This is a genomic window from Halorhabdus sp. SVX81 (genome assembly GCF_029207715.1).
Taxonomy (GTDB): domain Archaea; phylum Halobacteriota; class Halobacteria; order Halobacteriales; family Haloarculaceae; genus Halorhabdus.
The window spans coordinates 985,136-1,006,888 of sequence record NZ_CP104322.1; the positions used below are offsets into that span (position 1 = coordinate 985,136).

The following is a 21,753-nucleotide window of genomic DNA, read 5'->3' on the forward strand; positions in this document are numbered from 1 at the left end:
AAATACCATGCCGCCCGACTCCGAGAAACGAGATACGAACGGTGGTATCCGTGACCGAAAAACGCGAATATACCGACGACTATCCCGAAAAGACGCTGTACATCCCCGGTCCGACCGAAGTCCGCGAAGACGTCATCGCGGAGATGGCCCAGCCGATGTTCGGCCATCGGATGGACCGGATGACCGACCTCTACACCACGATCGTCGAGGACACGAAGGAGTTCCTCGACACTGACAACGAGGTCATCATTTTGACGGGGTCGGGGACGGAGTTCTGGGAGGCGTCGACGCTGAACCTCGTCGACGAGAAGATTCTCGTGCCGACCTGCGGGAGCTTCAGCGAGCGCCACGCCAACGTCGCCGAGCGCCTGGGCAAGGACGTTGACCGCCTCGAATACGACTGGGGTGAGGCCATCAAACCCGAGGACGTTCGGGAAGCCATCGAGGCTAGTGATAACGAATACGACGTGGTCGCAAGCGTCATGAACGAGTCCTCGACGGGCGTCCGCAACCCAATCGAGGAGATCGGCGATGTCGTCGCTGAATACGAGGACACCTACTTCGTCGTCGACGCAGTGAGCGCACTGGGCGGCGATTACGTCGACATCGACGAACACAACATCGACGTGATTTTCACCTCGACCCAGAAGGCCTTCGCGATGCCGCCGGGGCTGGCGATCTGTGTCGTCAGCGACGAGGCTTACGAGCGCGAAGTCGAGAAGGATTCCGCGTCGTGGTACGGCGGCTTCCAGCGTTGTCTGGACTACTACGACCGGAAGGGCCAGACCCACTCGACGCCGGCCATCCCGATCATGCTGGCCTACCGCAAGCAGATGAAACACATGCTCGAAGAGGGCCACCATGCGCGTGACCAGCGCCACCGCGAGATGACCGAGTACGTCCACGACTGGGCGCGCGAGCACTTCGATCTGTTCGCCGAGGAAGGCTATCGCTCCCGGACGGTTTCGTGCATCGAGAACACCCAGGGCATCGACGTGGCTGGGACCATCGAGGAAGTCTCGGCGGAGTACGACATGGTCTTCTCGAACGGGTATGGCTCGCAACTCGGCGAGACGACCTTCCGGATCGGCCATATGGGCGAACACGACGTCGAGAGCATCAAAGCGCTGACCGACGCGATCGAGGACGTCGCCGATCTCTGAGGGCGGTCTCCGCGATCCGAACACCCGACGGGCATCCAACACGGGTCTATTAAGGCGCAACTGGCGTTACCGGAGATTGGGAACCGATCGACCTGTTATGCCTGCCTGCGTGTAACGCTGGGAGTGTATGGACGCAGCCAGATATCACGGTCGAGAAGATATTCGCGTCGAAGATGTCGAACCGGAGTCGGTCGGCCCCGACCAGGTCCGAATAGACATCGAAGCGTGTGGCATCTGTGGGTCGGACCTCCACGAATACACTGCCGGTCCGATCTTCATCCCGGGGGACGCCCCCCATCCGGTCTCGGGGGCCCAGGCACCGCTCACAATGGGCCACGAGTTCAGCGGGACAGTCTCGGAGGTCGGCGCTGACGTCACCGACTTCTCGGAAGGAGACGCCGTCACGGCCAATCCGATCATCTACTGTGGCACGTGTTCACGGTGTGAGGCCGGGGAGTACCACCGCTGTGAATCGCTCGGGTTCACCGGACTGGCATCGAACGGCGGATTCGCCGAGAACGTCGTCGTCGACGCCGAACAGGTCGTTGCGCTCGGTGACGTCCCGGTCGAACACGGCGCACTCGTCGAACCGCTGACGGTGGCACTCCACGCGGCCCGCGTCGCCGACGTTTCGGCTGGCGATTCGGTCGCGGTCTTCGGGAGCGGCCCGATCGGCCTCTGTCAGATTCAGGCGCTGCGGGCGGCCGGTGCTGATCCCATCATCGTCTCGGAACCGCGTGACGAGCGACGGGCGCGCGCCGATGCGTCCGGGGCGGACGTACTGATCGACCCGACCGAGGATGACGCTCTCGATGTCATCCGGGCAGAAACCGGTGAGGGTGTCGACATCGCCTTCGACGTCGCCGGCGTCGAGGCGACGTACAACCAGGCGATCAACAGCACCCGGCCCGGTGGGCGCGTCGCGGAGGTCAGCATCTTCGAGGAACCCCTCGAAACCCAGCCGAACGACCTCGTCATTCCCGAACGCTCGATCGTTGGCTCGATCGCCTACCAGGGCGGCCCCCGATCCGGCGAGGAGTTCGGCATGGTCATCGACATGCTCGAGGACGGCCGACTCGACCCCGAACCGCTCATCACCGACCGGATCGGCCTCGAGGACATCGTCGAGGACGGATTCGAACAGTTACTCGATCCGGAGAGCGATCAAGTGAAGATTCTCGTGAAACCGTAGCCCGCTGTTCGATCTCGTCGGACTACTCGACGATGTGGAAGCCGAGCGTGTCCGTGAGCGGGCGGAGAAGTTTCGCGAGAACGTCGACGAACGAGTAGGCGGGGTCGACCAGTGATACTCGATTCGTGTTTCCTGATCGCCGGGATCGCGCTGGCCCGGGACGAACCTGTCGTGACGCCCAATGCCGAGGAGTTCGCCCGGACGCCGGTTCGGGTGAGTCCGTACTGAACGCGCTGGAACGCTACTGCACACACGCCATTTGAGTTAGCTCCCGTTGCCTCGACTGATTCGTCATATCTGTTGTGGTCTCTCCCTTCTCTAAATCCAAATATCGGGAAGATATTTGAGTTAAGGGAACAATTGCCTTCCTGATTCCAATGGCCAGAGACGGACTTCCAGATGAGGCACCGGGGAAATACGTCCCGTTCGGACAGCGGTCGTACTACCTCCCGGACGAACTGCCGCCAGCGGATGGGATCGAATTTAGTTCCGGGTTTCAGGAGACGCTTCAGGATGCGATCTACCAACTGGGTCGTCTGGAGGGGATCAGTGAACAAACGGACGCGAGCCCGATCGTCTATACGTCACTCGTGCGACGCGAGGCCGTCGAATCGGTCCTCATTGAGGGGGCAGATATCGAACTCGAGGACCTCTTTCGGCCCGAAGACATCGACCACGGCGAGACGACCAAAGACACCCGTGAGGGGATCAACTACGAGACGGCCGTTCGAGAGGGAGCCACTCGCGTCTCCGAGACCGGGGAGATCACGGTCGACTTGCTCCACGACCTGCACGGGACGCTCATGGCGGGTGTCCGTGACGAGGGGGATGGCGCGGGTGCATTCCGGACGGCACCGGTCCACATCCCCCCGCCCGAGCCACACCTGACGCCGTTCGTGCCACCCGCCGCCACGAAGGTCCCCAGTCTCGTCGACAACCTCGTGGCGTACATCCAGGACGGTGGTGCCTATCACGACCTCGTCGATCTGGGCCTCGTTCACTATCAGTTCGAGACGATCCACCCGTACGGCGACGGGAACGGCCGCCTGGGTCGATTGTTGATCACGCTCCAGCTCATCAAGCAGGGCTATCTGAGCGATCCGTACCTCTACCCGAGCGCGTACTTCAACGAGCACAAGATCGAGTACGTCAATCGAATGCGAGCGGTAAGCGAGGAAGGTGCCTGGGAGCCGTGGCTCCAGTTCTTCGTCGACGGCATCCGACAGCAGGCGGCCGACGCAGTCACGCGAACGGACGAATTGCGCGACCTCCGACGGGAGTACGAGGTCCGCTATGGCCACGAGAAGACTGCCAGGGATCGGCTGGCGATGCGACTCTTCCAGTATCCATACGTCACGACGAAGGAGGTCCAGAAGCTGCTCGATGTGTCCCACCAGACCGCCCGGAATGCGATCACGACCCTGGAGGACGAGGATGTACTCCAGGAGACCACCGGGAAAGAGCGCTACCAGGAATTCAAAGCAGTGGACATTTTCGACATTCTAACTCGGTCGTTCGATGGATCGGCGTGAATCTCGATTTGAGTTAGATTCGATGGCACTGACAATAACATATAAAACTACTGAATGAGTGGACACGTAACTAAATTTTTCCAAGACAATTTTGAGTCAATGCAGGTGTACGGTACGCAATTCAAATGAGTCCAGGGAGACCTCATTGTCGGACAGTGCCGGAGACGGATCGTGCCCGGACCTCGTGGGTCGGGTGACGCCGCACCCTTTCTTGTTGTAGCTGTCGTCGCCCCTTCGAACGGTAGCCTTATTCTCAGGCCGCCGCGAAACGACGGTATGACAGCGGTCGAACCGCCGGATAACCCTTACGTCGAGGACCCGTCGACGGACTTCGAGTCGGTCGAGGAACTCGACGCCGAAACCGCAAGTGAACAGGTCGCAAAACTTCGCGAGGCGATCCGGTATCACGACCACCGTTACTACGTCGAGAACGATCCCGTGATCGGCGATCGGACCTACGACGCCCTCTTTGCCCGTCTGCAGGACCTCGAAGACCACTTCAATCTCGACCGCGCGGACAGTCCGACCCAGCGCGTCGGTGGCGAGCCGCTCGACGAACTCGCGTCCGTCGAGCACGTCGCGCCCATGCAGTCGATCGACCAGGGCGGCGAGGAGAGCGACGTCCGGGAGTTCGACGACCGCGTCGCCCGTGGACTCGCCGACGCGGGCTTCGATCCAGCCGACCGCACCTACTTCTGTGAGCCGAAGTTCGACGGCCTCTCGGTCGAAATTGTCTACGAGGACGGCGTCTACCAGCGGGCGGCGACCCGCGGGGACGGCGAGGTCGGCGAGGACGTCACCGAGAACGTCCGGACGATCCCGAGCGTTCCGGGCCGCCTCCGGGGTGATTTCCCCGAGTTTCTGGCGGTCCGCGGGGAGGTCTACATCCCCACCGACGAGTTCCAGGCGTACAACCGCGAACGCATCGAGCGCGGCGACGACCCCTTCGCCAACCCCCGGAATGCGGCCGCCGGGACGCTCCGACAGCTCGATCCCTCGATCACCGCTGAACGGCCACTCGCGATCTTCTTCTTCGGCGTCCTCGATGCGAGCGTCGAGTTTGAACGGAACAGCGAGGTCTACGAACGCCTTCCGGAGTGGGGACTGCGGGTGACCGACCTCGCCGAGGAAGTCGACTCGATCGACGCTGCCATCGACTATCGCGACCGGCTGCTCGATGAGCGCGACGACCTGCCGTTCGAGATCGACGGCGTCGTGCTCAAGCTGAACGACCGGGCGGCCTGCGAAGCGCTGGGATCGACGTCGCGTGCGCCGCGGTGGGCCTTCGCCTACAAGTTCCCCGCCCGGACCGAGCGCACGACGATCCGGGACGTCGTCGTCCAGGTCGGCCGCACCGGCCGGCTGACGCCGGTCGCGCTCATGGACCCGGTCGAGGTCGGCGGCGTGACGGTCTCGCGTGCCTCGCTGCACAACCCAGCCGAGATCGAGCGCCTCGGGGTCGGAATCGGCGACGAGGTGCGCGTCCAGCGGGCCGGCGACGTGATTCCGGAGGTCGCGGAGGTCGTCGAAGCGGCGAGTGAGGGCACCGTCGAGTTCCCGGAGACGTGTCCCGTCTGTGACAGCCCGGTCGAGCGCGACGGCCCGCTCGCGTTCTGTACCGGCGGACTGGCCTGTCCAGCCCAGTTAGAGCGGGCAATCGTCCACTACGCCAGCCGCGCCGGCCTCGACATCGAGGGACTGGGTGAGGAACGCGTCCAGCAACTCCTCGATGCCGGACTGGTCGAAGAACTGGCAGACCTCTACGAACTCGGACAGCTCGACCTCACGTCACTGGAGGGCTGGGGGATGCAGTCGGTCGCCAACCTGCAGGACGAACTCGAAGCGAGTCGCGAGCCCTCGCTCGATGACTTCCTCGCGGCGCTGAACGTCCCCTCCCTCGGTGCGGCGACGGCGACTGCTCTCGCCCGGGAGTTCGGGACGTTCGAGGCCGTGATGGACGCCGACCGCGAGCAGTTGCAGGCGGTCGACGACGTCGGGCCGAAAGTCGCCGCGGAGATCCGGGACTTTTTCGAGAGCGAGCGCAACCGCGCGGCCATCGAGCGCCTCCTCGAACACGTCGAGCCCCAGCCCTACGAGGTCGAAGGCGGTGCGGAACTCGACGGGCTGACGTTCGTGTTCACCGGGTCACTGGACGGCTACACCCGGAGTGAGGCGCAGGAACTCGTCGAGACCCACGGCGGATCAGCGACGAGCAGCGTCTCGGGCAACACGGATTACCTGGTTGTTGGCGAGAATCCGGGCCAGCGCAAGCGTGACGACGCCGAGACTAACGACGTTCCAATCGTCGACGAGGACGACTTCGAGGAACTGCTTGCCGAACGTGGCGTCCTGGAGTGAGCGGGCGGAAATTCCACGGAGACAGCCTCACTGCCGCACGACGCACTTTGTCGCATCCCTCGGCCATATGTCCGTCCAGTCCCAATGGTACATAATGAGTCTCGAATCGACGGGCACGCTGTATAAAGCGCCACGTACGGACGTTTCCCAGAACCAGGGGAAGTTTCGCACCCATTTCAATTTCCCCGGGCGGAACCTTCCCGATCACGACGACCACGGGTACGGCCCGCTCGCGACTGTCGTCGAGTCGTTCATGGACCCGGACACACTCATTTCGATGCACCAGCACCGCAACGAGGAGATCATCTCATGGGTCCCTGCGGGCGTGATGCGTCACGACGACGGCGAGGGGAACAAGCTCGTGACCGATCCCGAGCACATGATGGTAATGAACGCCGGCAGCGGCTTCTGGCACGAAGAGCGCACGCTCGCCGACGACCCGCCGCTGCGGATGCTCCAGATCTTCGTCCGCCCGCACAGCCTCGACCTCGAACCGGACATCCAACACGAGCCCATCCCCGAGTCCGTCGACAACGAGTGGCGCCATCTCTTCGGCCCCGAAGGGTCCGAGGCGCCGCTTTCCGTGCGCAACGACGTCCACTTCTACGACGTTCACCTCGAAGAGGGTGCCAGTGTCGATCTGCCGACCGAGTCAGGCTGGGACACGTACTTCTACGTCTTCGACGGGGCGGTCACCACTGGGGATACACACTTCGGAAAGACGGAGAGCGGACTGCTCGTTGAGGACACCGCGACGACGGTCACGGCCGGGACTGAGACGCTGCTCGTCGCGTTCACCATCGATCCCGACGCGCCGGTCACCCGGCAGGGGACGATCGGCCGCTGAGCGGCCGATCGGTCCCGATCCGTCCCGTCGCGATGGCCCTACAGATCGGTCGTCTGGAAGCGCCAGTACCCAGCGGCGAGCGGCAGGACGATCCACGCTACCACGACGATCGCGGCGAAGACAGGCTCATGATACCAGGGGAGACTCTCGCCGACTTCGCCGGCCGCGAGCGGGACCGAACCAACGATCTCACTGAAGACTGGCTCGGCGAGGTTCCGCAGAGCGGCGAACGGCGACAGTTGGACGAAGACGGCCGCCCACTCCGGCTGTGGCCCGCTCGGCATCGTGAGGCCGTTGATCAGGTACCGGATTCCGATGGGGATGACCGTCCACAGTTGCATGACGAACAGGAGGAAGACGCCGAAGGAGCCCCCGGCCGACAGCGTCGTCGATCTGGTGAACGTCGAGATCCCGAGCGCGATCGCGGTGAACACCAGCGACAGCAGCCAGATCATCCCGAAAGCACCGGCCAGCGCGACTGGATCGACTGGTGCACCCCGCACGCTCACCACGAGCGGCGCGAGGACGAACACCGCGACGAGGACGACCGTCATGACGGCCATCCGACCGACCAGACTCCCGAGGACGATCGTCCGCCGGGAGAAGGGCAGACTCAACAATACGGAGAGTTCGCCGGTCGCCCGCTTGCCGACGATGTCGGCCTGGCTGATCGTCAGTGCGACGATCGGGGCGAGAATAGCGAACACCGACAGCAGGAACATGGCCGTTTGGCCGGGGGAGACGAACTCGGGATTGTCGCCGACGATGTAGCCGATGCCGAGGGCGAACAGCGACAGTATCCCGAGCAGGTAGTAGAGCTGTCTATCGCGACGGGCATCGTCGAAGTCCTTGCGGGCGATCTGTAACCACCGCATCTCAGGCACCCCCCGTGTAGGCGGCGAACAGATCCTCTAAGCTCGCCTCGCTGGTCTCGATGTTCTCGACAGTTGCACCTGCTTGTTGGCACGTCCGGACGACCTCGGCCTTCGCGGGATTCTCACACCCCGCGACGAGGGAATCCCCGTCGACGCGGACGGACGTGACTCCCTCGATGGCTTCGATGTCCTTGCCCAATCTGTCGGGCACGATATCGAGCGTCACGGTCATCTCGCCGGTCGTGCCGGCCGCCTCCCGGAGCCCGTCGATGGAGTCGACGGCCACGAGGTTGCCGTAATCGAGAATGCCGACCCGATCACAGACCGCCTCGACCTGCTGGAGGATGTGACTCGAGAAGAATACGGTCGCGCCGCGTTCGGCCTCGGCACGAACGATCTCGCGCATCTGGCGCGCGCCGTTGGGGTCGAGGCCGGTCGTTGGCTCGTCGAGAATGAGCAGATCGGGCTCGCCGACTAAGGCCATCCCGAGCATGAGCCGCTGGGTCATCCCCTTTGAGTAGCCGCTGGCGGGTCGATCGGCAGCGTGATCGATCCCGACGCGCTCCATGATGGCGTCCGGATCGTCGTCGGCGTTCTTGGCCTCGACGGTGAATTCGACGTGCTGGCGGCCAGTCATCTCGCCGAGCGGACCGAACCGTTCGGGTAACACGCCGGTCCGTTCCCGGACGGCGACGGTCTCGTCCTGTGCGTCCATGCCGAGTACCTCCGCGTGACCGGCCGTCGGGCGGGCGTGATCGAGCAGGATGTCGATCGTGGTCGACTTCCCCGCGCCGTTGGGGCCGAGAAAGCCGAACACCTCGCCGTCCTCGACGGTCAGGTCGACTGATTGGAGGGCTGTGACGTCACCGTACGTCTTGGTGACGTCAGTAAGGTCGATGGCGACCATGGCCGCTCGTTCCAGGGGGCTTGTTATAAATTCCGTGGTGTTGTGGTTGGCTGTTCCCGGTCGGCCCGTGACACCACAACCGGAGACGAACACGACGATTGTGGCCCTGTTATCGTGCAGGCTGGGCCCCGCTGCTGGTTTTCTCCGGGATCACAGCGGCAGTGTTTCTTCTTCGACACGAACCGTAAGATATATTATATTTATCTTTGAAATACCATATTGATAGTCAAGATCTATTGGGGGAACTAGACACATGTCGAATCCGAATCCTGAAACACAAGATGACGCGATTAGTGGGTCGACAACGCGCCGGGGCTTCCTGCAATTCGCCGGTGGGGCCTCGGCGGGAACGATCATCGCTGAACACGTCGGGGAAGTCCAAGCCGCGCTTCAGCAGGTGACCGAGGGTGATCGTGAGGTGGTCTGGCTGCAGGGCCAATCCTGCAGTGGGTGTACCATCTCCATGCTTCAGAGTCCACATCCGGCCCTAGAGGATGTCATCAGCGAGTTCCGCGTGGCAGTAACGTTCCATCCCACGCTCATGACCGAGGCGGGTGAGGCCGCCCTCGACGCATTGAGCACCGATCCGGACGTGCTGATCGTCGAGGGGGCGATTCCCGCCGGGATGCCCCAGGCCGCGACCGTCGGTCACACTGACGAGGGCCACCGCAAACCTGTCCTCGATTGGGTCGAAGAATTGGCCCCGCGGGCCGAGTATGTGATCGCCGTCGGCAACTGCGCTGCCCGTGGCGGCTGGCTAGCGGCCGGCCGCGGACGGGAGCTGTACGACAGGGAGGACAACGTGACGAATGCCCACGGGCTTCAGTTCCAGGGCCGCAACCGGGAGGGCATCCTCGATCCGGAATTCACTGCCGGAGCCGGGTTGCCGGTCTTGAACCTGCAGGGGTGCCCACCCAACCCAGACAACATTCTGTTGACCCTAACGATGATTCTTACCGGGAATCCGCCGGAACTCGACGAGTACAACCGGCCGGTGACGTTCTATGAATCGGACGGTGGCCGTCGACGGCATGGGCGTTCTAACCGCCAGGAGTCAGCCAGCAACGACAGCCGCCCACGGCATGGGCGGTCTGGACGCCAGGCGTCAGCCGGCCAGGGAACCCGTCGACGATGCGTGCATTCTGGACGTCAGGAGTCGGCTGAGCGGACAGACAACACCGACGTCACCGAAACGAGGTGACCTCATATGCCGGAGATAACGATCAATCCGACGACGCGTATCGAGGGCCATCACGCGACGACACTCGATGTCGAGGACGGCGTCGTACAGGACGCAAAGAGCCACATGGAAATGTTCCGTGGCATCGAGTCGGTCACGCTCGAACGCCCCCCGTCAGCTGTCCCGGATATCACGGGAAAGGTCTGTGGTGTCTGTTTTACCTGTCACAGACTGACCTCCTCGCGGGCGGTTGAAGACGCCGCGATGGCGGCCGGCGTCTTCGACGGCGTCCCGCGGAACGCCCATCTCCTCCGGGATGCGATGGAGGGGATCTTCTACTTGTGGAACCATACGATCCATCTCTACGCGCTGGCCGGGCCGGACTACAGCGATGCCGTCGCAGGAACTGGCCTGACGCGCCTCGATCCCATGGAAGGCGAGGGCTATCTGGAAGCGATGGACCACCAGCGCACGCTGATGCAGGCTTTCGCCGAGTTCGGCGGTCGCGTTCCGAATTCGCTGACCTACGTACCGGGTGGGATGTCCGCCAATCCCGACGCCTCGACCATTCAGTCGGTCAAAGACCACGTCGCGTCGGTCAGCGAGTGGATCGGCCCGACTGACGCTGTCCCCGAGGTGATCGAGAACGTCCGAAACGGGGAGTTTGAGCCATCGGTCGGTGCTGGACTCCATGACCTCGTCGGGCTGTTGTATGCTGCCGCCGAGGAAGGTGCGGCGGAGTACGGCGTCGGTCCCCGTCGGTACTATTCAAACGGCGTGTTCCGCCTCCCCGAACGTGAAGAGTTCCTTTTCAAGCGCGGGATCTACCGCGACGGGTCGATCGAACCACAGACCAAAGCGGAGATCCTCGACGCGATCACCGAAAGTACGGCCCACTCGTGGTACACCGATGATTCGGCTGGCCATCCCGCTTCGGCCAAACCGCCCGAGCCCGCCCCCGGGAAGGACGGGGCCTATTCGTGGGGAAAAGCACCGCGCTACGAGGGCCAGCCCATGGAAGTCGGTCCCCTGGCACGGCTCGTGATCTCGGATATCGATCCCTTCGACTTGCGGGCGGAGTTGGGCGGGGCGAGCGCGGCGAGTAATACGCTCAACCGTCTTATCGCCCGTACCCAGGAGATCCTGCTCGTTCGGGACAACGTTCTGGGACTGCTTGATGCGATCGAGCCCGGCGACCCCTTCACAGCCGAGTGGGACGACGACTTTGACGGGCAGGGCGTCAGTCTGTTCGAAGCCTCCCGGGGCGCACTCTCACACTGGGCCGATGTCCGGAACGGACAGATCAATCAGTACCAGATCGTCACGCCGACGCTGTGGAACATGGGGCCTCGCGATAGCGACGATACCCCAGGGCCGCTCGAATCGGCGCTGGTCGGCATGGAGGTCGAGGACGTGGAGACGCCCCTGGACGTGATGCGGACGATCCGATCGATGGACCCGTGTCTGGCCTGCTCCGTCCACCTTCAGACGCCGACCGGCGAGTACGAGACAGTCCTCGAACCGGCTACGCCGGGGGCCGTCGGCAAGGAGACAACCAACACGTCTGAGGACACCGACGTGATGGATAAATCCGCGAAATCGGACGCGACGAACGAATCTGGTGGCAAAATCACGGACGACCGATGACGTTGTTCGATGAGGACGAGTCGGACGTGGCGGTCGTCGGCGTCGGTAACGCGATCATGGGCGATGACGGTGTCGGCGGGCGAGTGATCCGCGCACTACAGGACCGCGCCGACGAACTGACTGATGGAGTTCGCCTGTCTGACGCTGGCACGACTGGCATGCTCGCCCTTGAAGCGATGAGCGACTGTGAGCGTGCGATCGTGGTCGACGCTATCAGCGCCGATGGCGAACCGGGCTCGATCTATCGTTATGAGTTCACAGACGGAAGTTTCGACGGCCAAGCCCCGCCGATTTCGATGCACGATGTTTCCTTCTGTGAGGGCCTCTCAGCCGGCCGGAACGCATACGAATTGCCCGCGGAGATCCTGGTGATCGGCGTTGAGCCTGCACGCATCGAGCTATCCGTCGAATTGAGCGAGACGGTCGCCGAACGGGTGCCCGAAATCGTCGACCTGATCCTTCGGGAACTGGACCGCGAGCCAGTCGACGAATCGGTGGTCCGGGCGTGACCGCAAATTGAGCGTATTCGAACACTCCCGGCCGATCAGAGGTCCGATCTCGAGAACTGCCGGTAGCCGATAGCTGCCGGGACGATGAGCCAGAACAACAGGATGAGCAGTGCCGTCACGGGCGTCCCATAGAACGCGTCGATACTGTTTGCCCCCACCATTTCCGACGGATAGTCAGTCAGCGTGGCGAGGGCCACGTTGAGAAGCTCACTAAATGCGTTGCTCGGCGGGAGTCGCAGCACGATATACATCCATTCAGGACTGCCCTCAAAGACGAACTGTTGGACAAGCGAGAATATCAGGCCCCACGTGAGTTCGAAGACGATGAAATAGCCAACAGCGACGGCCGTTGCGACTCCCGTGGAATCGGCCACCGCCGAAATCCCCACGATGAGGCTTACGTATGTCACGCTCAACAAGATCATGCCGAGGATCAACACGGCGGCCGGAACGACCGGTGCCGTCCCGGTCATGACGCCGCCAACCGCGACACCGAGTATCAGCGACGCAATGGCCGGGATGAGCAATACACCGCTTCGGCCCACGATCTTGCCGAACACGACATCGCCGCGAGTGTGCGGTAGCGACAACAGGATCCGTAGGCTGCCGCTCTCTCGCTCGCCGATGATCGACTTATGACAAATGATCACACCGACGAGCGTGACAAACAGCGAAACAGGAGAGGAGACAAACACGACCAGTCCCAGGCCCACGTCCTCTAGCATGGGTAACGTCTCCATCATCCCGTCCGTGTAGTAGCCGAAGAAACCGGCAACGGCGACGGAGAAGACGCCGAAGATTGCTGCAAGCGCCCAGAACATCCGCGATCGGATCGCGTCATGGAAGTCCTTGCGGGCGACGACCTGCCAGCTCATGCCGTCTCACCTCCCGTGTAGGACATGAACAACTGTTCGAGGTCGGCTTCCTCCGTCGAGAAGTCCGCGACGCTGACGCCCTCGGATTCGAGAGTGGTGATAACCGACGTCTTCGCACCGTCTGAAACCGACGCGATCAAGGTTTCGCCCTCGACTTGGAGGTCCGAGACGCCCTCGAGCGCACGGACTGCTTCCCGTGCATCGTCGGTCAGGCCCTGGACGGTCACCCGGAGCGTCGTCTCGGCACCGACCGAATCGCGCAATCCGTCGACAGTGTCGACGGCGACCAGTTCTCCCTGCCGGAGAATGCCGACGCGATCACAGACGGCTTCGACCTGGCTCAGAATGTGACTGGAGAAAAACACCGTCGTCCCACGATCCGCCTCCTCGTGGACGATCTCACGCACGTCTCGAACGCCTGATGGATCGAGCCCCGTCGACGGTTCGTCGAGAATGAGCAGGTCTGGATCACCGACCAGTGCCATCCCGAGTGTCAGGCGCTGTTGCATCCCTTTGGAGTAGCCGCCGGCCTTTCGATCGGCGGCGTCGGCCAGGCCGACTCGTGAGAGTATCTCGTCGGGATTGATATCGACACCTTTCGATTCGGCGACGAACTCGATGTGATATCGTCCGGTCAACCGCTCGTAAATCTGATATCCTTCCGGAAGGACACCCGTCCGGCGACGGATCTCCTGGGATTGGTCCTGTGCATCCATGCCGAGTACGCTCGCCGACCCACTCGTCGGGCGAACGAAGTCAAGCAGGATGTTGATCGTGGTGGACTTCCCTGCCCCGTTGGGTCCGAGGAAGCCGAATATCTCGCCTTCCTCGATGCGGAGATCGATTCCGTCGAGGGCGAGAATATCGTCTCCATAGCGCTTTCGTAATCCGTTCGTTTCGATGGCTGTCATAGCGACCGGCGATACACCGGACATGGTCATATAGGGACACCCCGGACTTCACCGGTTGAAGTCCATCGCATGATGAAAGGTGCGTTCAAATGATATTGATTTAAGTAATGATCCGGAGTAGCCGGGAGTGTGACCGACGAGGAGGTACTGGAGGACGTCGCATCCCTCCTCGAGGACGACTGTGCACGCGGGATCCTCGCGGCGACGAGTACGCGGCCCATGACCGCAAAGGAGCTACAGGACCAGTGTTCGGTTTCGGGGCCGACGATCTATCGCCGGATCGAGGATCTCACCGAACTGGATCTGATCGAGGCCAGCACTCGGCCCGATACTGACGGAGGTCATCACGAACAGATGTATGTTGCGACTCTCTCGGAAGTTTCGGTGCGGCTACAGGATGGATCGTACGAGGTCACCGTCGACCGTCGAGAACCGATCGCCGACCGCTTCACGCGACTGGTGGAGGAAATGTGACCGTGATCCCCACCTATCCCCCCCGTCAGACTGGCGAAGTTCCACTGCAAAGTGCAACGACGCCGTCCGGCTTGGTGGAGTTGTTACTGCTTGCCGCAAGCGTTACCACGGTCGTGATCGGTATTGCCATAGCGTACGTCGCGTTCCGTGGCTATCGACGGAACAAAAGCCGCCAGATGCTGTTCCTTGCGATCGGGTTCGTTCTCGTAATCGCGTTTCCCGGGACGGCAGATATCCTGCTGTATGTTCTTACGGTTGTCTTGGAATTCCAACTCCCGATCAACAAGCTGTACCTCGCGGGAATTATGCAAGCTAGTCAGCTTCTCGGCATGGCATCGATCCTCTACGCACTGGTAAGGCGGTGAGTTCCATTTGCAACCACCACCCGCATTTTGACTGCTGATCTGGTATATATGTCTAACCCATACACTGGAAGTGAAACTCGGCGCAAATCTGGGATTCAATAGGGAAACCACGCCACGGTGTCTGTTCAGACTAGTCGTCGCGCGAAAGTGACCTGATCTGCAACGTCTTGTTTCGATGGCGGCTCCCGGAATGGCCACGTACCCTTGCTCTTCGTTCAGGCGGGGAGTGGAACCAATCTGGCTACTGTGGTGTCTCTCTGGAATATTTTGAGACGATTTGGATATTGGAATAATCGGTTGGATTCGGTGTCCTACGCCGACCGGAAAACCTCGACCAGTCGATCGACGTCCGGGATTTCACCCTCGGTCTGGAGCTCGCCGTCAACGGCGACGGCGGACGTGTGCATGGCGCCGCGGTCGATGATTTCCATTTGTCCTTCGACTTTTTCGACGGTCGCGTCGATAGCGTCGAGTTGTTCGAGTGCCGATTCGACGTTCTGTGCGGTCTTCTTGCACCTGGCACAGCCAGGGACGATGACTTCGATTTTCATGGGTAGTGTGGTTTGGTTTGCGTTGGTTGTTTACTATCGATCCCTCAGACACCAGCCCCAAGATCAGGCCTGGCATGGTGGCCGCCACGGCGACGAGACTGACGTACAGCGCCGTCCGTTTGGTGCCGATGGTTTTCCAGATCACCAGCATGTTCGGCAGCGATAGCGATGGGCCGGCCAGCAACAGCGACAGCGCCGGCCCGTCGGCCATCAAGCCGTTGGTGTAGCCGAACAGCGAGCCGATGATTGGAACCTCCAGTAGCGTCGGCATGTACAGGATCGCGCCGATGACCGAGCCGAGACCGGCCGAAAGCACTATCGTCTCGCCGAAGATCTCCTGCGTGAGCAGACCCGGGGCGACCTGGTGGGCAACAAACGTCTCGCCACCTCGCGTGATCGTCTCCAGCGGGCCCAACCCCTGGGCGATCGCCGCGATCGCACCGATAATCCCGATGACGAACGTGCCTGCGATCAACAATGGGAATATGGTTCGCGTGAAGAACCACGTCTCCTGAAGCCACTCGTCGATCACGCCTCGATCGAATTTGGCCCACAGTAGGTAGCCCAGCACAGCGAACAGGGGCGCAAGCAACGGTGCTTTGACCGCCCATGTTAGCAACCCCGTGGCGGCGATCAACAGGATGGCGACCTGGCTGCCGAAGAAGCCGCCCGTCACCCACAGTAGACGCTCACGCTCGGCGAAGGCCGTGGACATCTGCGAGCGGCCGGCGTCTGAACGCACATGAAGGCGATTCGGGTCGAAGCTGTCGAATCCGTGAAATCTGTCATGGATCAGTCGTCCTCCGTGATTGGATCCGCGGCGCTGTCTCCCGCACTCGTCGGTTTCGTGCTATCGAGTTGTCCCGTCGTGTGGCCGCGCCAATCGACCGTCCGCTGGAGCCACAGCGCGACGTAGACCAGCGAGAGCAACACGGGCACTTCGATCAGCGGGCCGATGACGGTCGTGAAGGCAACACTCGACTCGATGCCGAAGACCGCGACAGCGACGGCGATCGCGAGTTCGAAATTGTTCGAAGCGGCGGTAAAACCGATCGCAGTTGTCGTCGAGTAGTCCGCGCCGATCCGGTGACCCATCGCGAAGCTGACGACGAACATAACGAGGAAGTAGATCGTCAGCGGAACGGCGATGAGGACCACGTTCCCTGGCTCGGCGACGATCTTCCCGCCCTGCGTGGCGAACATCACGATCACTGTAAACAACAGCGCGACCAGCGTGAGTGGATCGATTGTCGGCAAGTAGTTCTCCTCGTACCACTCGCCGCCGTGGATGCCCGTTCCGGCGTACTGCGAGTAGATGCCCACGGAGACCGGAAGGACGTATCGCGAGAGAATACCCGCGGCGAAGGGAATCCCGAGGAAGATCGCGATCGCCTCGAAGACTTCTCCGGCAGTGATTTCGAATTCGGCGATCCCGGCTGTCAGCGTCTCCAACCCGAGCGCCTCGGGCAAGACGAGCGCGAAGAAGGTAATGTAAATCCCGTAGGTCAGGATCTGGAAGACACTGTTGAACGCCACCAGGCCGGCGGCATACTCGCTTGAGCCATCGGCAAGATCGTTCCAGACCAGCACCATCGCGATACACCGGGCCATTCCGATGAAGACGAGTCCGAGGAAGAACTCGGGGCGTGCCGGCAGTCCGGGGACGATACCGCCAAAGAACACGAGCGCCAGCCCGAACATTAACGTCGGGCCGAGCAACCAGTTCTGAATCAGGCTCAGGCTCAATACGCGCCACTGGGCGAACACACGGGGCAACTGGCCGTAGTTGACTTTCGCCAGCGGCGGGTACATCATCACGATCAGCCCGATCTCGACGAGGTGGAAGTCCTGGATCGGCTGGGTGACACCAGGCACAATGTACCCCAGTCCGACGCCGATCGCCATCGCGCCGAAGATCCAGACGGTCAGGTACTTATCCAGAAAGTCCATCGACCGCGGATCGCCACAGTCCGGACAGTCACAATCCGGGCCGTGTTCGTGTTCGACGTTACTCATCGGACTCCGCCTCCATGGAGGTGGCCGCTGTCCCCACGCTCCCTTCCAGCACCGTCACGATTGCGATCGCGCGATTCGTCGCCCGGTATTTCTTCCAGCGGCCGTCTTTCCGCCCCTCGACGATCCCCGCCTCAACGAGTTCCGAGAGGGCGTGACTCAGCCCGCTCTCGCTGACCTCGACCAGCGGCTGGAGTTCACACACGCACAACTCTTCGCTGGCGGCCACCAGCGCCCGGACGAGGGTGTATCGTGTCTCGCTGGCCAGTGCCGACAGCACGTCGAGTTCAGCCGAGAGTTGCTCGTCGATGGTCCGCTCCAGCGATCCGAGTTCCTCCAGACGTGCCTGGACATCCTCGTTCCGGCACTCCCCCAGCTCGTCTTCCATATACCGCCGGAGTCGATCCGTCGCTTGACTCATCATCACGCTATTGAGCCAAAATTCAATTAACAGTTTCGATAGCAACGCCTTTGCCCCTTCAAAACCGTTATATCCTCATATTTTTGGAGAATGGGAATTTGGGATACTACTATACTTGATTGAATACTAAATTAGAATATGGAGGGTGATGGATACAGTGACTTGGATCCGGATCGGGTGAGTGCGACAACTCGAAAGCAGCGTGAGGGCACGGAGTGCATTGGCGGGTTTTTGCGCGAAGGAATGCCACCGGGAACCGCCTGGTGACGGTATCACTGTGGCCTCTGGGACAGGGGCTTGGTGAACCTGTTATCGACAGTGGGTGCGCCCGGAACACTACCGGGCGAGTTTCTACTAGTAGGGTCGCTAAAAGTGTATTAGGGCGTCTGAGTGACTCGTTCCCACAATATCAATACAATCGCTCAGATCCATGGATCGAGTTCTTCGTGGCCGCCGAACCCATCTCGGTTCGGGTACGTATCGACCATCGACATAAGACCAGCTGCAACCAGATACGCAGGCATCGTATCGTCGTAGAGCAAAACGATACCAGCGTGAGCCCCTGGCGGTAACCCACCGAAATCTTTCACATCGCTCGTCACAATAATCAGTTGGTGGTCCCGTGCGTACGGGAGAACATCTTCCTCGTCGTCAGCACCCTGCCAAAGCGCATCGCGGACGTGCTCGGCGTGAATCCCTTCCTTTTCCAGATACGTTGCAGTCTTTGGATCGATATTCTCGTCGAGGAGGAACTGCCACCCAGTCATCTCAGGCCGTGTCCGGGTCAACACCCTCGGGTCTGACGATCGACCCGCGGAAGTCTTCCATGGCGTCGTCACGTTCCTGCTCTACGGTACGCATTTCTCGCGGGTGGTCGTGATAGTACGCCAGCGCGTGATAGATGTCAGCCACATCGAGATCGTACCGATCCGCAATCGCTTCGGGATCTTCACTGCGTTCTTCGACGAGGGCGTACACCTGACGGACGCTGATTCGTCTCCCGTGGATATGAGGTTCACTCATGAGATCGCGGGCGACCCGTCGGGTGTCTCTCTCAGCCATATCTAATGGTGTGAACTACTCCCGCAAAAACGTACTGTTGATTGGAAAGAGTGTGTATCGAGTTGTCTACGGACATACCCAATGCGGATTAAGGCATTTCACTACTGGAGCCGTCGAAAACGTCGGATACGGGACCAAAGAGAGTTCGAAACATTTTGGTCGAGCTTTTGCAAGCGAGCACAGCGAGCGCTGCAAAAGGTCGTAATGTACGCCCGGAACACTAACGACCGACCTCATCCCTGGCGGCGTGCCGGGTTGGCCGGGAAACCCTCGTGCCGGGCGGGAGATCCCGCCAGGGATCTCCGAATGCGCGACCGGCGGTAGCCGGGAGCGCGGGGGACACCGTTCGGTGTCCCCGGATGCCGAGACGGCGAAGCCGTCGAGGCGGGTGATCCCGTCAGGGATCGCCGAGCGTCATGACGGCGAAGCCGTCGAAATATCACGTGCCCGGGTTCGCCGCGCTGTCATCGCACCCCTGTGGGTACACTCGGGCGGGGACTGAGGCACGTGTACTCGACTTACCACCGCATGGAGTAAAGCCCTTCGCGCTTTAGACATCTCGGCAGTCATTACAGAGTAGCTGTCCGTTAAACGACACGAGGTCGCTGGTCAGCGCCCCGCATCGTTCACAGATTCCCTGATTGGAGTAGCCGGCATCCGTTTCGGCAGTCCCTTCGGTTCTTGCGGGTTCGAGATTGCCGTTGTTGGGCTCTGCATCTCGACTGAGTGCAACGGCGCGTACCAGGTCGTCTTTGGTGATGACCCCGGCGACGTCATCACTTTCGTCGGTGGCGATCAGCAATGAGACGGAACTCGAAAGCAACTGATCGGCGGCCGATTCGATGTGATCGTCGATGTCGATACGCGGGACCGTCGCGTCCATCGCGTCCCGAACCGTGGCAGACTCCGGATCTTCCGTCTCCAGTAGCTGCTCAAGTACGTCCCCGGTAGACACTGTTCCGACGGGATCGTTCCCCCGCAGTACGACAGCACCGTCGGTGCGTTCCTGTTGTAGCAAGCGCCCGGTCTCTATTGCCCCATCGGACTCGCTGACGCCGACGTATTCTCTCGTCATCACCTCCCGCACACTGTTCGACCCATTCATACCCATCACTTTGCTACGTTGACTCTAAAAGATACCTGCGCCACGTTTAAGTCAAGAGAGACCATATGTCAGAGGTTACCACCCACACAACGCCACCGATCTTTCGGAAGCGGGGTCCTGTTCGGGCTGGATTTCGCGATCTACAATTCGATGTTTAGCGGGCCGTGCGAGGTTACAGAAGGGTACTGACCGGCGCGAATCAACTCCCTTCCCAAGTCAGGCGTGCTCACGTTCAAGGGGCCAGTAGTCGGCCTCGCGCATCGCCTCGCCGACGGCCGTGTGGAACGCGGGGAAGTCCTCGAACTCGGCGGCCTCGACGTGTTCGAAGATGTCGGCCACACTGACGACCTGTTCGTGATCGATCCGAACAGGGTGGTCGCCGTAGGTTTCGAGGAACGCGTCGGTCGAGACGGGAAAGTCCTCGGCGTCGAGTTTCTTTGCGATGATCGCCTGTCCGTACTTGCGTCGCCCCTCGCTTCCCGCGTCGCCGTCGGGATCATGCGGCCAGTCCATATGCGAACACTCGACCGGTTCGGACAAAAGGATTGTGTGGGCTCACAGTCCGGCCACAAATGCAGTGTTTACCACGCGGTAGTCCGGGGGAGTCCTGCGGGGGCGACGTTCAATCTCCGGGCGCTATCGGCATGAAGACCGACCGCAAAAGATTATCAGTCCTGCCGGCGAGGGTGGTGATATGTTCGAGAAGTCGACGTGGATCCGATTGCCCCGGAACGTCCTCGTCGGACACGATGTCCTCGATCGGACTGTCGAGGCTGTCGAGGAACTCCACCTTACGGGCAGACCGCTGATCGTGACCGGCGAGATTCCGCGCGAAGTGGCCGGCAACGCCGTTCGCGAGCAGTTCGCAAACCGCGGCCACGAACCGGCGGAGGTCCTCGTCGACGAGGCGAGTTTCGCGGCCGTCCAGCGCGTGATCGACGCCGCAGAGGACGCCGACGCGGATTACCTGATCGGCGTCGGCGGGGGCAAACCGATCGACCTCACGAAGATGGCCGCCGACGAACTGGGCGTGGGCTTCGTCTCGGTTCCGACGGCCGCCAGCCACGACGGCATCGTCAGCGGGCGCGCGTCGGTCCCCGAGGGGACCACGCGTCATAGCGTCGCCGCAAACCCGCCGGTCGCCGTCGTCGCTGACACCGGGATCATCGCCGACGCACCCTGGCGACTCACCACGGCCGGGTGTGCTGACATCATCTCGAATTACACTGCCGTCAAGGACTGGGAGCTCGCGCGTCGACTGCAGGACGTCACCTACTCGGAGTACGGCGGCGCACTCTCGCGGATGACCGCCGAACTCCTGGTCGAGCACGCCGGCTCGATCAAGCAGGGTCTCGAGGAGTCGGCCTGGATCGTCGTCAAGGCGCTGGTCTCCTCCGGGGTCGCCATGTCGATCGCCGGCAGCTCCCGGCCGGCATCGGGTGCCGAACACCTCTTCTCTCACCAACTCGACCGATTGGTTCCGGACGCGGCGCTGCACGGACACCAGGTCGGCGTCGGCTCGATCATGATCGAGTACCTCCACAGCGGCGAGCACGGCGAGTGGCGGGACATCCGTGACGCGCTGGCGGCGATCGGTGCGCCAACGACGGCAGCCGAACTCGGCATCGACGCGGCGACCGTGATCGAGGCGTTGACCACCGCTCACGAGATCCGCGACCGATATACGATCCTCGGCAACGGGATGAGCGAACCAGCTGCCCGCGAGGCGGCCGAAGTCACTGGCGTCATCTGACCCGCCGAGGAAG

At 61.7% G+C, this 21,753-nt stretch carries 22 protein-coding genes and 1 pseudogene; 11 read left to right on the forward strand and 12 right to left on the reverse strand.

What is annotated here, in order from left to right; translation table 11 throughout:
* Nucleotides 1-50: 50 nt before the first annotated feature.
* The 5 genes from SVXhr_RS04890 to SVXhr_RS04910 all read left to right on the forward strand — a co-directional run bounded on the left by SVXhr_RS04890 (nt 51) and on the right by SVXhr_RS04910 (nt 7,092).
* The gene (locus SVXhr_RS04890) at nt 51-1,163 is read left to right on the forward strand and encodes an alanine--glyoxylate aminotransferase family protein (protein ID WP_275740876.1); all 1,113 of its coding nucleotides are present in this window, start codon (nt 51-53) and stop codon (nt 1,161-1,163) included.
* Between the two features lie 127 nt (nt 1,164-1,290).
* A complete protein-coding gene (locus SVXhr_RS04895) occupies nt 1,291-2,355 on the forward strand; it encodes a 2,3-butanediol dehydrogenase (RefSeq protein WP_275739977.1) in 1,065 nt (354 codons plus the stop codon).
* A gap of 377 nt (nt 2,356-2,732) precedes the next feature.
* Nucleotides 2,733-3,887, forward strand: a complete 1,155-nt coding sequence (locus SVXhr_RS04900) for a Fic family protein (protein WP_275739978.1) — start codon at nt 2,733-2,735, stop codon at nt 3,885-3,887.
* Nucleotides 3,888-4,163: 276 nt separating this feature from the next.
* Nucleotides 4,164-6,245, forward strand: a complete 2,082-nt coding sequence (gene ligA / locus SVXhr_RS04905) for an NAD-dependent DNA ligase LigA (protein ID WP_275739980.1) — start codon at nt 4,164-4,166, stop codon at nt 6,243-6,245.
* 94 nt (nt 6,246-6,339) lie between these two features.
* The gene (locus SVXhr_RS04910; RefSeq protein WP_275739982.1) at nt 6,340-7,092 is read left to right on the forward strand and encodes a pirin family protein; all 753 of its coding nucleotides are present in this window, start codon (nt 6,340-6,342) and stop codon (nt 7,090-7,092) included.
* Nucleotides 7,093-7,130: 38 nt separating this feature from the next.
* Here the strand turns inward: SVXhr_RS04910 and SVXhr_RS04915 are convergent, their stop codons facing one another.
* Both SVXhr_RS04915 and SVXhr_RS04920 read right to left on the reverse strand, forming a co-directional pair.
* The gene (locus SVXhr_RS04915) at nt 7,131-7,967 is read right to left on the reverse strand and encodes an ABC transporter permease subunit (RefSeq protein ID WP_275739984.1); all 837 of its coding nucleotides are present in this window, start codon (nt 7,965-7,967) and stop codon (nt 7,131-7,133) included.
* 1 nt (nt 7,968) lies between these two features.
* Nucleotides 7,969-8,874 (reverse strand): ABC transporter ATP-binding protein, encoded by a 906-nt coding sequence (locus SVXhr_RS04920; protein WP_275739987.1) that lies wholly within the window; start codon nt 8,872-8,874, stop codon nt 7,969-7,971.
* Nucleotides 8,875-9,127: 253 nt separating this feature from the next.
* On the opposite strand from SVXhr_RS04920, the gene SVXhr_RS04925 reads away from it, so the two are divergent.
* The 3 genes from SVXhr_RS04925 to SVXhr_RS04935 are packed head-to-tail and all read left to right on the forward strand — an operon-like array spanning nt 9,128 to nt 12,210.
* A complete protein-coding gene (locus tag SVXhr_RS04925; RefSeq protein ID WP_275739989.1) occupies nt 9,128-10,075 on the forward strand; it encodes a hypothetical protein in 948 nt (315 codons plus the stop codon).
* Between the two features lie 6 nt (nt 10,076-10,081).
* Complete coding sequence (locus tag SVXhr_RS04930; protein ID WP_275739991.1) at nt 10,082-11,701, forward strand: nickel-dependent hydrogenase large subunit; 1,620 nt, start codon at nt 10,082-10,084, stop codon at nt 11,699-11,701.
* Nucleotides 11,698-12,210 carry a hydrogenase maturation protease gene (locus SVXhr_RS04935; protein ID WP_275739993.1) on the forward strand — a complete coding sequence of 171 codons (513 nt, stop codon included), beginning with the start codon at nt 11,698-11,700 and terminating at the stop codon, nt 12,208-12,210. Before SVXhr_RS04930 ends, SVXhr_RS04935 begins: the two co-directional genes overlap by 4 nt.
* Nucleotides 12,211-12,245: 35 nt before the next feature.
* Here the strand turns inward: SVXhr_RS04935 and SVXhr_RS04940 are convergent, their stop codons facing one another.
* Both SVXhr_RS04940 and SVXhr_RS04945 read right to left on the reverse strand, forming a co-directional pair.
* Nucleotides 12,246-13,085 (reverse strand): ABC transporter permease subunit, encoded by an 840-nt coding sequence (locus tag SVXhr_RS04940; protein ID WP_275739995.1) that lies wholly within the window; start codon nt 13,083-13,085, stop codon nt 12,246-12,248.
* Nucleotides 13,082-13,996, reverse strand: a complete 915-nt coding sequence (locus tag SVXhr_RS04945; RefSeq protein WP_275739997.1) for an ABC transporter ATP-binding protein — start codon at nt 13,994-13,996, stop codon at nt 13,082-13,084. The genes SVXhr_RS04940 and SVXhr_RS04945 overlap by 4 nt, the downstream gene beginning before the upstream one ends.
* 129 nt (nt 13,997-14,125) lie before the next feature.
* On the opposite strand from SVXhr_RS04945, the gene SVXhr_RS04950 reads away from it, so the two are divergent.
* Entirely contained in the window at nt 14,126-14,470 is a 345-nt protein-coding gene (locus SVXhr_RS04950; RefSeq protein WP_275739999.1) for a helix-turn-helix domain-containing protein, read from the forward strand.
* On the forward strand, nt 14,467-14,835 hold the full coding sequence (locus SVXhr_RS04955) for a hypothetical protein (protein ID WP_275740001.1): 369 nt from the start codon (nt 14,467-14,469) through the stop codon (nt 14,833-14,835). Before SVXhr_RS04950 ends, SVXhr_RS04955 begins: the two co-directional genes overlap by 4 nt.
* A 311-nt stretch (nt 14,836-15,146) precedes the next feature.
* Here the strand turns inward: SVXhr_RS04955 and SVXhr_RS04960 are convergent, their stop codons facing one another.
* From SVXhr_RS04960 to SVXhr_RS04995, 8 genes and pseudogenes are all read right to left on the reverse strand, one after another.
* Nucleotides 15,147-15,386: a thioredoxin family protein gene (locus tag SVXhr_RS04960; RefSeq protein ID WP_275740003.1), complete on the reverse strand. Its 240-nt coding sequence runs from the start codon at nt 15,384-15,386 to the stop codon at nt 15,147-15,149.
* 67 nt (nt 15,387-15,453) lie between these two features.
* Nucleotides 15,454-16,101: pseudogene (locus tag SVXhr_RS04965) on the reverse strand (permease); the annotation flags it as partial.
* Nucleotides 16,102-16,178: 77 nt separating this feature from the next.
* Nucleotides 16,179-17,402 (reverse strand): ACR3 family arsenite efflux transporter, encoded by a 1,224-nt coding sequence (gene arsB / locus SVXhr_RS04970; protein WP_275740005.1) that lies wholly within the window; start codon nt 17,400-17,402, stop codon nt 16,179-16,181.
* Complete coding sequence (locus tag SVXhr_RS04975; RefSeq protein ID WP_275740007.1) at nt 17,395-17,820, reverse strand: metalloregulator ArsR/SmtB family transcription factor; 426 nt, start codon at nt 17,818-17,820, stop codon at nt 17,395-17,397. The genes arsB and SVXhr_RS04975 overlap by 8 nt, the downstream gene beginning before the upstream one ends.
* 422 nt (nt 17,821-18,242) lie before the next feature.
* Nucleotides 18,243-18,587, reverse strand: a complete 345-nt coding sequence (locus SVXhr_RS04980) for a DUF5615 family PIN-like protein (RefSeq protein WP_275740009.1) — start codon at nt 18,585-18,587, stop codon at nt 18,243-18,245.
* A 1-nt stretch (nt 18,588) separates the two neighbouring features.
* A complete protein-coding gene (locus tag SVXhr_RS04985) occupies nt 18,589-18,882 on the reverse strand; it encodes a DUF433 domain-containing protein (RefSeq protein ID WP_275740011.1) in 294 nt (97 codons plus the stop codon).
* Between the two features lie 550 nt (nt 18,883-19,432).
* On the reverse strand, nt 19,433-19,987 hold the full coding sequence (locus SVXhr_RS04990) for a CBS domain-containing protein (protein WP_275740013.1): 555 nt from the start codon (nt 19,985-19,987) through the stop codon (nt 19,433-19,435).
* A 216-nt stretch (nt 19,988-20,203) separates the two neighbouring features.
* On the reverse strand, nt 20,204-20,500 hold the full coding sequence (locus tag SVXhr_RS04995) for a DUF5785 family protein (protein WP_275740015.1): 297 nt from the start codon (nt 20,498-20,500) through the stop codon (nt 20,204-20,206).
* Between the two features lie 181 nt (nt 20,501-20,681).
* On the opposite strand from SVXhr_RS04995, the gene SVXhr_RS05000 reads away from it, so the two are divergent.
* Nucleotides 20,682-21,740, forward strand: a complete 1,059-nt coding sequence (locus SVXhr_RS05000; protein ID WP_275740017.1) for an NAD(P)-dependent glycerol-1-phosphate dehydrogenase — start codon at nt 20,682-20,684, stop codon at nt 21,738-21,740.
* Nucleotides 21,741-21,753: the final 13 nt, after the last annotated feature.